At 60.3% G+C, this 14,701-nt stretch carries 14 protein-coding genes; 7 read left to right on the forward strand and 7 right to left on the reverse strand.

Going from position 1 to position 14,701, the window contains the following annotated elements; translation table 11 throughout:
• Positions 1-127 precede the first annotated feature (127 nt).
• From KW840_RS13610 to KW840_RS13620, 3 genes are all read right to left on the reverse strand, one after another.
• Entirely contained in the window at positions 128-1,279 is a 1,152-nt protein-coding gene (locus KW840_RS13610) for an acyl-CoA dehydrogenase family protein (protein WP_218495564.1), read from the reverse strand.
• A 3-nt stretch (positions 1,280-1,282) separates the two neighbouring features.
• Positions 1,283-2,389, reverse strand: a complete 1,107-nt coding sequence (locus KW840_RS13615; protein ID WP_218495565.1) for an enoyl-CoA hydratase/isomerase family protein — start codon at positions 2,387-2,389, stop codon at positions 1,283-1,285.
• Between the two features lie 164 nt (positions 2,390-2,553).
• Positions 2,554-3,447, reverse strand: coding sequence for a LysR family transcriptional regulator (locus tag KW840_RS13620; RefSeq protein ID WP_090455380.1), 894 nt, complete (start codon positions 3,445-3,447; stop codon positions 2,554-2,556).
• A 101-nt stretch (positions 3,448-3,548) separates the two neighbouring features.
• On the opposite strand from KW840_RS13620, the gene KW840_RS13625 reads away from it, so the two are divergent.
• Together KW840_RS13625 and speB are read left to right on the forward strand one after the other, a co-directional pair.
• Positions 3,549-4,640 (forward strand): polyamine ABC transporter substrate-binding protein, encoded by a 1,092-nt coding sequence (locus tag KW840_RS13625; RefSeq protein WP_218495567.1) that lies wholly within the window; start codon positions 3,549-3,551, stop codon positions 4,638-4,640.
• Positions 4,641-4,661: 21 nt separating this feature from the next.
• Positions 4,662-5,621, forward strand: coding sequence for an agmatinase (gene speB, locus KW840_RS13630; protein ID WP_090455377.1), 960 nt, complete (start codon positions 4,662-4,664; stop codon positions 5,619-5,621).
• A gap of 115 nt (positions 5,622-5,736) precedes the next feature.
• On the opposite strand, the gene KW840_RS13635 is transcribed toward speB, so the two are convergent.
• Positions 5,737-6,789 carry an aldo/keto reductase gene (locus tag KW840_RS13635; protein WP_218495570.1) on the reverse strand — a complete coding sequence of 351 codons (1,053 nt, stop codon included), beginning with the start codon at positions 6,787-6,789 and terminating at the stop codon, positions 5,737-5,739.
• Positions 6,790-6,948: 159 nt separating this feature from the next.
• On the opposite strand from KW840_RS13635, the gene zapE reads away from it, so the two are divergent.
• The 3 genes from zapE (at position 6,949) to KW840_RS13650 (ending at position 9,282) form a co-directional block, all read left to right on the forward strand.
• The gene (gene zapE, locus KW840_RS13640) at positions 6,949-8,067 is read left to right on the forward strand and encodes a cell division protein ZapE (protein ID WP_218495573.1); all 1,119 of its coding nucleotides are present in this window, start codon (positions 6,949-6,951) and stop codon (positions 8,065-8,067) included.
• Between the two features lie 26 nt (positions 8,068-8,093).
• Entirely contained in the window at positions 8,094-8,675 is a 582-nt protein-coding gene (locus tag KW840_RS13645; RefSeq protein ID WP_154909112.1) for a DinB family protein, read from the forward strand.
• A 115-nt stretch (positions 8,676-8,790) separates the two neighbouring features.
• Entirely contained in the window at positions 8,791-9,282 is a 492-nt protein-coding gene (locus KW840_RS13650) for a GNAT family N-acetyltransferase (RefSeq protein ID WP_154859879.1), read from the forward strand.
• Between the two features lie 77 nt (positions 9,283-9,359).
• Here the strand turns inward: KW840_RS13650 and KW840_RS13655 are convergent, their stop codons facing one another.
• The 3 genes from KW840_RS13655 to KW840_RS13665 all read right to left on the reverse strand — a co-directional run bounded on the left by KW840_RS13655 (position 9,360) and on the right by KW840_RS13665 (position 11,855).
• The gene (locus tag KW840_RS13655; protein WP_218495575.1) at positions 9,360-9,569 is read right to left on the reverse strand and encodes a hypothetical protein; all 210 of its coding nucleotides are present in this window, start codon (positions 9,567-9,569) and stop codon (positions 9,360-9,362) included.
• Between the two features lie 168 nt (positions 9,570-9,737).
• Positions 9,738-11,474, reverse strand: a complete 1,737-nt coding sequence (locus tag KW840_RS13660; RefSeq protein WP_218495578.1) for a phosphoethanolamine transferase CptA — start codon at positions 11,472-11,474, stop codon at positions 9,738-9,740.
• A 198-nt stretch (positions 11,475-11,672) separates the two neighbouring features.
• Positions 11,673-11,855, reverse strand: coding sequence for a DUF6026 family protein (locus KW840_RS13665; RefSeq protein ID WP_057714730.1), 183 nt, complete (start codon positions 11,853-11,855; stop codon positions 11,673-11,675).
• A 272-nt stretch (positions 11,856-12,127) separates the two neighbouring features.
• Between KW840_RS13665 and gnd the strand changes: the two genes are divergently transcribed.
• Together gnd and zwf are read left to right on the forward strand one after the other, a co-directional pair.
• Complete coding sequence (gene gnd, locus KW840_RS13670; RefSeq protein ID WP_218495579.1) at positions 12,128-13,108, forward strand: phosphogluconate dehydrogenase (NAD(+)-dependent, decarboxylating); 981 nt, start codon at positions 12,128-12,130, stop codon at positions 13,106-13,108.
• Positions 13,105-14,628 carry a glucose-6-phosphate dehydrogenase gene (gene zwf / locus KW840_RS13675; protein ID WP_218495580.1) on the forward strand — a complete coding sequence of 508 codons (1,524 nt, stop codon included), beginning with the start codon at positions 13,105-13,107 and terminating at the stop codon, positions 14,626-14,628. Before gnd ends, zwf begins: the two co-directional genes overlap by 4 nt.
• Positions 14,629-14,701 lie beyond the last annotated feature (73 nt).

The raw sequence follows: 14,701 nt of genomic DNA on the forward strand, positions 1-14,701 counted from the left end.
TCTCAGCGTTTATGAGATCCCTTGTAGGAGCGAGCCTGCTCGCGAAAAACCCAAGGGCACCGGGTTGATTCAGGCGCCCCGCGTTATCGTTGACCTCCATCGCGAGCGAGCTCGCTCCTACAGGGCATTACACCAGGTAGTTCTTCAGCTCGCGGGCAATCACCATCCGCTGAATTTCGCTCGACCCTTCGTAGATCTGCGTGATCCGCGCATCCCGGTAGTACTTCTCCACCGGATAGTCTTCCAGATACCCGTAGCCGCCATGAATCTGAATCGCGGACGAGCAGACCTTTTCAGCCATTTCCGACGCAAACAGCTTGGCTTGTGACGCCTCCGACAGACAGGGCTTGCCGGCCGTGCGCAGGCGTGCGGCATGCAGGATCATCAATCGCGCGGCGTTCAACTGCATGTGCATGTCGGCCAGCAGGTTGGCGATGCTCTGGTGTTCATTGATCGTTTTGCCAAACTGCACACGATCACGGGAATAAGCCAGTGCAGCCTCAAACGCTGCGCGGGCGATGCCCAGTGCCTGGGCGGCGATGCCGATGCGGCCGCCTTCGAGGTTGGACAAGGCGATGGCCAGGCCCTTGCCGCGCTCGCCCAGCAAATTGGCTTCGGGGATGGTGCAGTTGTTCAGGGTCACCGCGCAGGTGTCGGAAGCACGGATGCCCATCTTGTGTTCGGTGCGGTCGACGATAAAACCGGCGGTGTCGGTCGGTACCAGGAACGCCGAGATGCCACGTTTGCCCAGGTCCGGATCGGTCACGGCAAACACAATCGCCAGTTTGGCGCGCTTGCCGTTGCTGACGAATTGTTTGGCGCCATTGATCACCCACTGGCCGTCGCGCAGTTCGGCGCGGGTGCGCAGGTTGTGCGCCTCGGAACCGGCCTGGGGTTCGGTCAGGCAGAAACAGCCGATGACCTGGCCGCTGGCAAGGTCCGCCAGCCAGGTCTGCTTCTGTTCTTCGCTGCCGTAGTTGAGCACCGGCCCGCAGCCCACGGAGTTGTGGATGCTCATGAAGGCGCCGGTAGCACCGTCGCCGGCGGAAATTTCTTCTACCGCCAATGCATAGGCCACATAGTCGACATAGGTGCCGCCCCATTCCTCTGGGACCACCATGCCCAGCAAGCCCAGTTCGCCCATTTTCGCCACCAGACCGTCATCGATCCAGCCGGCCTTTTCCCAGGCCTGGGCATGGGGCGCGATTTCGCCGCGGGCAAAATCCCGGGCCATGTCGCGGATCATGACTTGTTCTTCACTCAATTCGATATCGTGCATGGCTCAGCTCTCGCTCCGGTCAAACTCGCTGAAGAAGCTCGCCACGTGTTCGGCGTCCAGTGCCTGGAGGGTGGGCGGGTTCCAGCGTGGTGTCTTGTCTTTGTCGATCAGCAAGGCGCGCACGCCTTCGATCAGGTCGCCGCGCTCGAACCACTGACGGTCCAGGTGCAGCTCAAGGGCGAAACATTGTTCAAGGGGCAGCTCGCGTCCGCGACGGAGCATTTCCAGGGTCACGGCCATGGCCAGCGGCGAGCGGGTTTCCAGCAGGTCGGCGGTGGTGACGGCCCACTCATGGCTGTCGGCGACCGTTACCTGGCGTAGTTGTTCCACAATACTCGGCACATCGGGTTGGGCGAAGAAGTGGTCGATGGCCGGGCGCAAAGTCGCCAGTGGCGCATCGGGCAGTTGCTGCACGGCGAATTTCGCCAGCAGGCCTTGCAGGTCCTTGAGCGGCGTATCGTGCCATTCGAGCTGGTCGAGTTTTTCGTCCAGGACGCCAAGCTTGTCGCTTTCCAGGTACCAGTCGGCCAGGCCGCAATACAGCGCATCGGCGGCGCGAATCTGCACGCCGCTGACGCCGAGGTAAATCCCCAGTTCACCGGGGATGCGCGACAGGAAGTAACTGCCGCCGACGTCCGGGAAATAACCGATGCCGACTTCCGGCATTGCCAGGCGGCTTTTCTCTGTGACCACGCGCAGGTCTGCGCCTTGCACCAGTCCCATGCCGCCGCCGAGGACAAAACCGTCCATCAGGGCCAGCACCGGTTTGCGGTAGTGGTGGATCGCGAGGTCGAGGGCGTATTCCTCGACAAAGAAATCTTCGTGCAGGGTGTCTCCGCTTTTGAAGCTGTCATGCAGCGAGCGAATGTCGCCGCCGGCGCAGAAGGCTTTTTCCCCGGCACCGCGCAAGACCACGGCATGGACTTGCGAATCCTGGGCCCAGGCGTCGAGCTGGCGGTGCAGGTTGCGCACCATGTCCAGGGTGAGGGCATTGAGGCCGGCGGGGCGGTTGAGGGTCAGGTGACCAATGTGGTTGCGAACCTCGGCCAGCACTTCGTTTTGCATGGCATCCATGGACTGAGTCCCGGGAGAAAAAACCTGAGCAGTCATCACTAACTCCCTGCTTTTATTGTTCTTTATCAAGATGCTCGCGCGCGAGCGATGGCGGATCGTATCAGTGCAAATTTGCCTTGTACAACCCGGATAAGTGCAGGTTATCTGTGCATTTTTGCATGACAGTGTCCGGCATTGTTACAGCGTAGACCACGACGTAGTCAGGCAAACGCCGCGAGCAGATCCTCTTCGAATGCCTTTTGTGCATCGCCGGCCACTTGCGCCCGGTGCCGGGCCAGATGAAACGCGACATCGAAACTCATGTCGCCTCGACGCACGGCCCTGAGCAAACCCTTGTTTTCCCAGGCATGGGCGAAGTGGCTGGGCAAATAACCGACATGCTTGCCGGAAAGGATAAAGGCGAGGGTGCCTTCGACTTGTTCCGAGCGCGCCGAACACAGCTTGCCCTGGAAGGGTTCGTCACTGCGCAGGAAACGGTAGGGGTGATCGACCCGGTCGCTGGCCTGCAGATCCTGATCGCAGGGGGCCGGGTTGGTGAACAGCGGATGGCCGGGGGCGCAATACAGATGCTGGGTTTCAATGAACAATTGGCGGTAGTCAAACGCGCTTTGCACTTGCGAGAAATAGCCGATGGCCAGGTCCAGCCGCTGTTGCAGTAGCAAGCGCTCCATTTCGCCGGGCATGGCGCTGATCAGTTCGATGCGCACGGACTCGTCCCGCTCACGGAAGCGCCGGATCGCCTCGGCCACCCGTTGCAGCACCGATTGATCCAGGGCTTCGGACAGACCCAGGCGCACTTCACCGATCAAGCGCCCGGCCACGCCGTTGGATTGATGACGGAAGGCTTCGATGGATTCGAACAGGGTGCGTGTGGCGCTGAGGAGTTGTTCGCCCTTGGCGGTGACCTTGAATCCGCCCTTGCCGCGGCTGCACAGGCGATAGCCAAGGCGGGTTTCCAGCTTGGCCATTTGCTGGCTGATGCTCGACTGGCTCAACCCCAGCTCACCCTGTGCGGCACTGAAACCGCCGCACTCCACCACGCTGACAAACAGACGCAGCAATTGCAGGTCCAGATCATGGAGTTGGCCGAGCATCAAACATTACTCCGTCATAAAGTCAGGTTAATTAACTTGATATTTTACCAATGTATCCGACGACGCATCCTGCAACCACTTCCTCTGGTCAGGTGTTCGTCATGGCTCCCATGTTCAAGCTGTGTTTACCCGCGCTGTTGCTCGCCGTGGCTGTTTCGGCCCAGGCCGAAGACAAGGTGGTCAATCTGTACAGTTGGGCCGATTACGTGGCCCCCGAAACCCTGCAGCGGTTCGAGCAGGAAACCGGCATCCATGTGCGCTACGACACCTTCGATTCTTCGGAAGTACTGGAGACCAAGCTGCTCACCGGCGGCAGCGGTTATGACGTGGTGGTGCCGTCCTCCAGTGTGCTGGCCCGGGGGCTTGCAGCCGGGGCGTTGAAACCGATTCCCCGCGAAGGACTCAAGGGTTACGCCAACCTCGATCCGGACTTGCTGGAAAAACTCGCCGCTGTCGATCCCGGCAACCGCTATGGCGTGCCTTATACCTGGGGCACGCTGGGATTGGGCATGAACGTCGAGGCGATCAAGCAGCGCTTGCCGGACGTGCCGCTCAATAGCCTGGACCTGCTGTTCAAACCCGAGTACGCGAGCAAGTTGAAGGACTGCGGCATCGCCATTCTCGACTCGCCCCAGGAGGTGATCGGACTGGCGCTGCATTACCTGGGTAAAGATCCCTACAGCACGGACAAGAATGATCTGTCAGCCGCCGAGGCGTTGCTGCATCAGCTACAGCCGAACGTGCTGTACGTCGCCACCGGGCGGCAGATCAGCGACCTGGCCAATGGCAGCGTGTGCCTGGCGTTGACCTACAACGGTGACGCGAGCATGGCTGCCGACCAGGCACGCAAAGCCAATAAGCCCTATGAAATTGCCTACCGGATTCCCAGGGAAGGCACCCTCGTGTGGCAGGACAACCTGGCGATTCCCAAGGACGCGCCGCACCCCGAAGCCGCCCGCGCCTTTATCGAATTCATGTTGCGCCCCGAGTCCGTTGCGGCACTGACCAACACCTTGTTCTTCGCCACGGCGAACCAGGCCGCCACGCCGCTGGTGGATGAAGCGGTGCGCACCGATCCGGACATCTACCCGCTGGCCGACGTGCGCGAACGGCTGTACGCCGACCGCAGCATGAACCTCAAGGACATGCGCCTGCGCACGCGCTTGTGGACCACTTTCCGTAGCCGCCAATAACTATAAAAGAAGGAGCCTTCAATGGACGTCCCGATGCAGAACGATCAAGCCCTTACCCGTGACAGCCTTTACGGCACGGCCGCTGAAAGTACCTACGCCGGTATCACCAGTTTCATGCGTCGCCGTTACAGTCGTGACTTGCGTGGCGTTGATGTGGCCGTCAGTGGCGTGCCGTTCGACACGGCCACCAGCAACCGCCCCGGCGCACGCTTCGGGCCCCGGGGCATTCGCGCCGCCTCGGCCGGGATCGCCTGGGAACGGCACTGGCCGTGGACGTTTGACCCGTTTGATCATCTGGCAGTCATCGACTACGGCGATTGCGATTTCGACTACGGTTCGCCGCAATCGACGCCCGAAATGATCGAAGCCCACGCCGAGCACATCCTCAATGCGGGCAGCGCGATGCTGACCTTTGGCGGCGATCACTTCATTACTTACCCGCTGCTCAAGGCCCATGCGCGCAAGCACGGGGCATTGTCGCTGATCCACTTCGACGCCCACAGCGACACCTGGCCGGACGAAGAGGGCAAGCGCATCGACCATGGCACCATGTTCTGGCACGCGGCCAGGGAAGGGCTGGTGGACCCGTCGCGCTCGGTACAAATCGGCTTGCGCACCACCAACGATGATCATCAGGGCTTTCAGGTGCTCGACGCACGGCAGGTGCACCGCCGTGGCTGCGAGGCGATCGTCGAGGCGATTCGCGCCCGGGTCGGCGACAACCCGGTGTACCTGACCTTCGACATCGACTGCCTCGATCCGGCATTCGCTCCGGGCACTGGAACACCGGTGTGTGGCGGCTTGAGCACGGTGCAGGCGCTGGAGATTCTCGGCGGTTTGCGCGGGATCAATCTGGTGGGCATGGACGTGGTGGAAGTGGCACCGGCCTATGACAGCGCGGAGATCACCTCACTGGCGGCGGCGACGCTGGCGATGGAGATGCTGTGTCTGTATGCGGCAAGGCATAAGGTCGATAAGTAATACGCCTGACCCTGTGGGAGCGAGCTTGCTCGCGATGGCGGTCGATCAGCCGACATGGATGTTGAATGTTCCGCCCTCATTGCGAGCAAGCTCGCTCCCACAGTTTTGATTTGTGTCAGGCCACTGGAATGATTGGCAGGTCGAGGATCTGACCACCGCTGAACCGTGCGAACGAACCGGAAATGGATTCGTGCGGCACGCCTTTGGCCACGTCACTGACGCCATCCAGTCGTGCCAGTTGTTCGCTGCTCAATTGCACATTCAGCGCGCCCAACGTCGCATCCAGCTGCTCACGGGTCCGGGAACCGAGGATCGGAATCAGCGCCGTGGTCGAGCGTCTGGCTTTTTCCCGCAGCCAGGCGATGGCCACGTGGGTCGGGCTGGCGTCCAGTTCTGCGGCGACATCGATCAAGGTGTCGAGCAGGGCGGTTTCGCGGGCGCTTTTTTCGGCGTGGATCAGCACGCCGAGCTTGTTCGCACGGTTGTCGCCCTCACTGTTGCGGTACTTACCGGTCAGGAAGCCGCCACCCAGCGGCGACCACAAGGTCGCGGCCAGGCCCAGGGCTTCGGCCATTGGTAGTTGTTCACGCTCGGCGGTGCGTTCGGCAAGGCTGTACTCGACCTGGATCGCGGCAATCGGCGCAAAACCGCGTACCTCGGCCAGCAGGTCGGCGCGGGCGATGCGCCAGGCGGGGAAGTTCGAAAGCCCGGCGTAATGAATCTTGCCGGCACTGACCAGATCGTCGAAGCCGCGCAGGATCTCTTCCATGGGCGTGACGCCGTCGCTCATGTGCGCCCAGAACAGGTCGATATGCTCGGTCTTCAGCCGTTTCAGGCTTTCTTCGACGGCGCGCACCATGTTCTTGCGGCTGTTGCCAGTGTGGGAAATGCCGGCTGCCGGTGTAGTCCCGAGGGTGTATTTGGTGGCGATGACCAGGCGATCCCGTTCTGCGGCGATGAATTCGCTGAGCATGGCCTCGGACTGCCCGCCCTGATAGCCATTGGCGGTATCGATGAAATTGCCACCGGCTTCCAGATAACCATCAAAAATCCGTCTGGCTTCGTCACGCTCGGCGCCATGGCCCCAACCGGTACCGAAATTACCCGCGCCCAGCGCCAGTTCGGAAACACGCAAGCCGGTTTTACGACCGAAAACTTTGTAATGCATGGGATGACTCCAGAGGGATGGCGACAAGGTTTAATAAATTATCTAAAGCATCTATTAAATATGATGCTGGTAATCTAAAGCGTCAAGGTGCTTTTCCTGTCAGCACAAAACTGCCGATCACCGGTCGCGTTATCCATGGGCAATGGCATACTGCCGCCCATGACTATCGATTCCCCCTTAAGCGCCTGGCAGCATGCCATCGAACAAAAGGGCTTCGTCCAGGACGAGGCCCAGGAACATGCGGTGTGGGCGCTGCAAAAATGCCACGAAGCGTTGCACGCAGGCCGCGCGCCCATTTCCGGCGTGTACCTGTGGGGGCCGGTGGGGCGGGGCAAGACCTGGTTGATGGACCAGTTCTACCAAAGCCTGCGAGTACCGGCGCGGCGCCAGCACTTTCACCACTTCATGGGCTGGGTGCACCAACGCTCGTTTCAACTGACCGGCACTGCCGATCCGCTCAAGGCGTTGGCCCGTGAATTGGCTGAAGAGGTTCGCGTGCTGTGTTTCGACGAACTGTTCGTCAATGACATCGGCGACGCGATCATTCTCGGGCGCCTGTTCCAGGTGATGTTCGAACAGGGCGTGGTGGTGGTCTGCACGTCCAATCTACCGCCGGACCAGTTGTACGCCGATGGCTTCAATCGCGATCGTTTCATGCCTGCCATCACGGCGATCAAGCAGCACATGCAGGTGATTGCGGTGGATGGCGGGGAAGACCATCGCCTGCATCCGGGGGCCGGTTTGCAACGTTATTGGGTGGCCGAGCCCGGTAACCCCTGCGCGCTGGGTGAAGTGTTCCAGTTGTTGAGCGTCGGCCAGTCAGTATCGAGCGAGCCGGTCAAGGTCGGTCACCGTTGCCTTGAGGTGGTCAAGGCCAGCCCGACGGTGCTCTGGACCCGTTACGCCGCGCTGTGCGAGCAACCCTTCGCGGCCATGGATTTCATCGCCCTGTGCGATACCTACGGCGCTATCCTGTTGAGTGACGTGCCCAACCTCAGCGCACAGAAACGCGCAGGGCGCATTGCCCGCGGCACCGAGGACGGTGTCGAGCGGGTGGAGGCGGGAGATCGCGAGTTGCCGCAGTTATCGGTGCATGACGATGGTGTGCGACGGTTCATTGCCCTGGTGGACGAGTGCTACGACCGCAAGGTGCCGCTGTACCTTGAAGCGCAAGTGCCAATGGCATCGCTTTACACCGAGGGTTATCTGGAATTTCCGTTCCGCCGCACCCTCAGTCGATTGCAGGAAATGCAACTGCAGCGGTTTGCCGAAGTTTGATCGGGTTTTGAACGGGAGCAGCGAACATGAATCAGCCCCTGTCACACCATTTGCTGACCATGGCCTATCAGAACGCCTGGGCCAATCACCGACTGGCCAAGGCCTGGCGTCAGTTGAGCCCGCAGGAACTGAGCGCATCCCGGGTCAGCTTCTTCCCCTCGATCCGCGCCACCCTCAACCACATCCTCACCTGTGACTGGTTTTATGTGGACGCCCTGGAGCGCGAACTGCGCGGCGACGACCCGCATCCCGATTGCCGGGTGTTTTTCAAGGAGGACGAACCCTGCCTCGTGGCAACGGACCTGGTTGGCGAACAGGCCCACGTCGACCGCCGGCTGATCGCCTACTGCGAGCAGATGCGCGACGCCGACCTGGGCAAAATCGTGACCATCGCCCGCGATACCCCGCAACACGACAGTCGCTTGCGCCTGCTGTCCCATTTGTTTGAACACCAGATCCATCACCGCGGCCAGATTCACGCCATGCTCAGCGGCACCTCGGTCCAGCCACCGCAACTCGACGAGTTTTTCTGCGCCGGTGAGTCGCACTTGCGGGCTGAGGATTTTGCCGAACTGGGGTGGACGGAAGCCTTGATCTGGGGCGCTTGAGGCCAAAGATTTTCTCGGTTGCGATTGTCGTTGGCACGTTGCTCGCGCTATGGTCTGCGGGCACTTCAGCGTGAGTACATGCTGGGGGCTACTTCATGTGTGATCGAGGATGGAAATGGACTCCGCAGAAATTCTTGTGCTTCAGGCCAGTTACACCAATCCGGTGCATGCCGAGGCTATTTGCCTGGTGCTGAACCACTACGCCGAGGACCCGATGGGGGGCGGCCAGCCGTTGCCGGCCAATGTACTGGAGCAGCTCCCGGGCGAACTTGCCCGGCGCCCCCACGCCTTCAGTGTGCTGGCCTTTGTCGGTGGCGAGCCGGCCGGGCTGGTCAATTGCTTCGAGGGGTTCTCGACGTTTGCCTGTCGGCCGCTGGTCAATGTGCATGATGTGTCGGTGGTGAAAAAATTTCGCGGCCTGGGCTTGAGCCAGAAGATGCTGCAAAAGGTCGAAGACATCGCCCGTCAGCGTGGCTGCTGCAAGCTCACCCTGGAAGTGCTGGAAGGCAATGCCGTGGCCCAGGGTTCCTATGAAAAAGCCGGTTTCGCCGCCGGCATGTTCGACCCGGCCCATGGACGGATGCTGTTCTGGACCAAGAGCCTCTGATTCAACAGGCAAAAAAAGGGCGTCCATCAGGACGCCCGACAGTCTTCTACCTAGAACTGCAATCAGACGGCCATGGATCATTTCGCTCTGTAGGTTTCAGTCATTTGTGCGGTTTGATCGTCCGGAACCCGCAGTTCAATGCTTTGGATGGGGTGGCCCAGGGCTTCTTGCTGGGCCAGTCGCAGGCTTTCGTAGTAATAGCGCATGCGTTCGGCCCCACCTTCGGCAAAAGCACTGGTTGAGCCCAAGGCCATCAGGCCGGCGAGAATCATTGCGGTGCGTTTCATGGTTTGCCTCCCACTACAGATGTCGGATGCCTTTCGTCCATGAATCAATGAAGCAGTGTCGAAATGGCATTATCCGCCGATTCGGTTAATTGGGAATCAACTTCACCAACGACCTGCATGGCTGCAACGGGAGCATAAAAAAGGGGCCGGAACTGGCCCCTGAAAGGATTACTGCTGAACGACAGTCGGTGGCGTTTTGGGCTTCATCAAGCTGAAGTCGATCAGCGCACGCTGCTGACGCTCATACGGGTTGCCGATCATCAATGGCCGGGCCTTGAAGCTGTCACTGACCAGGCTTTTGCTGCGATCGAGTTCGTCGAAGCTCAGGCCCGCCAGGTCGGCCCAAGTGTGAATCAGGTGCGAGCTGCTGTAAGGGCGCGAGAGATCACCCACGAGGTTCCAGTCATGGGTTGCGCGCCATTTCGGCGATGCCCAGGCCATGAACGGAATGGTGTACATCGGTGCTGTCGGCTTGTTCTCGTTGCGCCCCAAGGTGTTGTGGCCCACGGAATCGAACACGTCCTCGCCATGGTCGGACAGGTACAGCAGGAAGCCGTTCGGATCGGTCCTGGCGTAGTCCTTGATCAGGCTGGACACCACGAAGTCGTTGTACAGCACGGCATTGTCGTAGCTGTTGTACGTCGGCAACTGGTCATCGCGAATGCCGGCAGGCACGCCCTCACGGTCCTGGAACCTGTCGAAGGTCGACGGGTAGCGGTACTGGTAGCTCATGTGCGTGCCGAGCAAATGCACGACGATGAGTTTGCGCGGTGCACCGTCGGCCAGGGCCTTGTTGAAGGGCTCGATCACGTCGCCATCGTACTGGGCGGCGTTCTGGTTGCGGTTGTTGTTCAGGTACACCTGTTCATCGGCCTGTTCGGAAAAGGTCGTGAGCATGGTGTTGCGCTTGGTCATGGTCTGCTGGTTGGTGATCCAGAAGGTCTTGTAACCTGCCTGTTTCATCATGCTGACCAGCGATGGCGTCGACAGGTACAGGTCGGGGTTTTCTTCGTCGGCGAAGGTCAGGACCTGCTGCAGCGCCTCAATGGTGTAGGGGCGCGGCGTAATGACGTTGTCGAAAACGTCCAGTTGATCCTTGAGCTTGTCCAGTTCCGGCGTGGTTGCCCGGGGGTAGCCGTACAGGCTCATGCGCTGACGGTTGGTGGACTCACCGATCACCAGCACCAGGGTCGCAGGCGTGTTGGCCATTGCGTCCTTCAGGTTGTGCAGCGGTGGAATCTTGCTCGCGCTATTGAGCATGTCTTGCATGCCGGCCAGGGTTTCCAGGTAGCGGTGATAGGCCACGGCCATCTGCCATGGCACCGCCGGCTCGATGCGGGTTTCGAACTTGTCGAAGCCTTCGGCGAAACTGCCGGTGCGTGAGGTTTGCTTGATCAGCGGATAACCGACGACCGCCACGACAATGGCCACCGCGGCCACGATTGCCTTGCCGCGGGGAAGGTACACCGGGCGCAGGCGTGTCCACAGGAACCAGGAAAAAGCGGTGTGTGCCAGGAACGCCGGCACCATCCACCAGGCAAAGTACTGGGTCATGTATTCGCCGGCTTCAGCCACGTTCGACTCAAACATGATGAAGATGACGCTCTGGGAAAACTCCTGCTGATAGATGAAGAAGTAACCCAGGCTCGCCATGGAACACGCCCACAGTACGACGCCGATCACGGCAGCCATGACGCGGGTTTGCCGGGGGAACAGCAACATCGGCGCCAGCCAGAAGGCGCTCATGACGAAGGCCTGGCGGAATCCGCTAAAGCCGGAGGTGCCAGTCAACTGGATCAGTAGTTGGGTGATGCCGGAAAAGTACCAGAAGAATACAAACAGCCAGACAAATCCGGCCCAATCAAAACCTGCCGCAGTCGTGTTGCTGCGTTTAAACAAAGACATTCAGCGCTCCAGCCGAGAGTTCACTACCACCGCCGAGACTTGGATATCACGGACGACGAACGAGGGCCGCGCGGAATCGGGCGACCTAAACGAGTAATTGTCGTGTAACAATTGTGAAAATTTTGTGAGTTGCCAGGGGTGGCAGGGCGTGAGCCGGTGCGGAAGCAGTGCAGACTGCTCCCGCTTCAAAGGAGGGGGTCAGGCGAATGGGGTGTGTTGCACCACAGCCAGGGGCTGCACTTGATTGGTTTGCAGCAGCAGCCGCAACTGCGCCAGTTCCTGCTTCAACTGATCGCGTTCGTCTTTCAACTGGCGCAATTCGTCACGACGGATTGTGACGTAAAGGGTTTGTGCTGGCAGTGCGGTATGTACTGTGCCCATTGCTCACCTCGCAAATGGCGTGTCTCAACTGTAGGTACACCTCGAAATCCGGGGCTGACCTACTATCGGCGCCAATTTTGATTTCTTTTGCCCCAGAAGGGAACTTTTTTATTTTTCATGGTCGTTGTGTCTTCGGTTTGATTCCCGACGTTATCCATCAGGATCGGGCACAATGCCCGGAAACTTCGTGCCAACGCTCTGGACTAACCTCATGAGTCGCGTTGGGCTATAACCTTTGACACACTTTAATTTGTAGTAGGGAGCATCAGCACATGCAACTCGGGATTATTGGACTGGGCCGCATGGGCGGCAATATTGCGCGGCGCCTGATGCTCAACGGGCACACCACCGTTGTTTACGATCGCAATACCGCCTTTGTCGAAGCCTTGGCTACAGAGGGCTCCACGGGCGTCACCGATCTGCCGGCGCTGGTCGCCGGCCTGGCCAGGCCGCGTGCGGTCTGGGTCATGCTGCCAGCTGGCGCGCCGACCGAAGAAACCATCGACACCCTGAGCACCTTGCTCGACGCCGGCGATACCATCATCGACGGCGGCAACACCTTCTATAAAGACGATATCCGCCGGGCGAAGACCCTGTCGGAAAAAGGCCTGCACTACATCGACGTCGGTACCTCCGGCGGTGTCTGGGGCCTGGAGCGCGGTTACTGCATGATGATCGGCGGCGATGCCGAGACTGTTAAGCGCCTCGACCCGCTGTTCGCCACCCTGGCCCCTGGCCTGGGCGACATCCCGCGCACCAAGGACCGCAAGTCCGAAGACGATCGTGCCGAGCGTGGTTACATTCATGCAGGTCCGGCCGGTTCCGGGCACTTCGTGAAGATGATCCACAACGGCATCGAATACGGAATGATGCAGGCGTTCGCAGAAGGCTTCGACATCCTCAAGACCAAAAACAGCGAGAGCCTGCCGCAAGACCAGCGTTTCGACCTGAACGTCGCCGATATCGCCGAAGTGTGGCGCCGTGGCAGCGTGGTGTCCTCGTGGTTGCTGGACCTGACTGCCGACGCCCTGGCCAGCGATCCGAAACTCGACGGTTTCTCCGGGTCCGTGGCCGACAGCGGTGAAGGTCAATGGACCATCGAAGCTGCCATGGAACAAGCGGTGCCGGTGCCGGTGCTGTCGAACTCGCTGTTCTCGCGCTACCGTTCCCGTGGGCAAGGCACCTTTGGCGACAAGATTCTCTCGGCCCAGCGCTTCGGCTTCGGCGGCCATGTGGAGACCTCGAAAAAATGACCCACGCGATCCGCAGAAAGTCCAAGGCTGAACCCGCGCCACCGACCACGCTGTTCCTGTTCGGCGCCCACGGCGATCTGGTCAAGCGCCTGCTGATGCCGGCGCTGTACAATCTCAGCCGTGACGGTTTACTCGGGAATGGACTGCGGATCATCGGCGTTGACCACAACGCCATCAGCGATGAAGGCTTCGCACAAAAACTCGAAGACTTCATCCGCAACGAGGTGGCCACCAGGACCGGCAAGGGCGATCAAGCCCTTGACCCGGCGCTGTGGGCCAAACTCGCCAAAGGCATCAGCTACGTTCAGGGCGATTTCCTGGACGACAGCACTTATCAAGCGCTGGCGGCAAAAATCGCCGACAGCGGTACCGGCAATGCGGTGTTCTATCTGGCCACCGCGCCGCGTTTCTTCAGTGAAGTGGTGCGCCGTCTTGGCTCGGCCGGCTTGCTGGAAGAAAACCCCGAGGCCTTCAGAAGGGTGGTGGTCGAAAAACCCTTCGGTTCCGACCTGCATACAGCCGAAGCCTTGAACGCTTGCCTGCTCAAGGTGATGACGGAAAAGCAGATCTACCGCATCGACCATTACCTGGGCAAGGAGACCGTACAGAACATCCTGGTCAGCCGGTTCTCCAACAGCCTGTTCGAAGCGTTCTGGAACAATCACTACATCGACCACGTGCAGATCACCGCCGCCGAAACCGTGGGCGTGGAAACCCGTGGCAGTTTCTATGAGCACACCGGCGCGCTGCGGGACATGGTGCCCAATCACCTGTTCCAGTTGCTGGCGATGGTGGCGATGGAACCGCCCGCCGCGTTCGGCGCCGATGCGGTGCGCGGCGAGAAAGCCAAGGTCGTTGGCGCGATCAGGCCCTGGACGGTGGAGGAAGCCCGCGCCAACTCGGTACGCGGCCAATACACCTCCGGTGAGATCGACGACAAGGCACTGCCGGGCTATCGCCAGGAAAACAACGTCGCACCCGACAGCAATACCGAAACCTATGTGGCCCTCAAGGTTATGATCGATAACTGGCGATGGGTCGGCGTGCCGTTCTATCTGCGAACAGGCAAGCGCATGAGTGTGCGTGACACCGAGATCGTGATCTGTTTCAAGCCGGCGCCCTATGCGCAGTTCCGCGATACCGAGGTCGATGAGCTGCAGCCGACCTATTTGCGCATTCAGATCCAGCCGAACGAAGGCATGTGGTTCGACCTGCTGGCCAAGCGTCCCGGCCAGGCCTTGAAAATGGACAACATCGAGCTGGGGTTCGCCTACAAGGACTTCTTCGAGATGCAGCCTTCCACCGGCTACGAAACCCTGATCTACGATTGCCTGACGGGTGACCAGACGCTGTTCCAGCGCGCCGATAACATCGAAAACGGCTGGCGCGCCGTTCAGCCGTTCCTGGATGCCTGGCAGCAGGATTCCAGCGTGCAGAGCTACGCTGCCGGGGAAAACGGTCCCAAGGCCGGCGAAGAACTGCTCACCCGTGACGGTCGCGTCTGGCACCGCCTCGGATAGCACCTATCTCCAGTGGGAGCGAGCTTTTGTGGCGAGGGGGCTTGCCCCCGTTCGGCTGCGAAGCAGTCGCCAT

It is taken from the genome of Pseudomonas sp. PDM30 (assembly GCF_019218985.1).
GTDB classification, from domain to species: Bacteria; Pseudomonadota; Gammaproteobacteria; order Pseudomonadales; family Pseudomonadaceae; genus Aquipseudomonas; species Aquipseudomonas jessenii.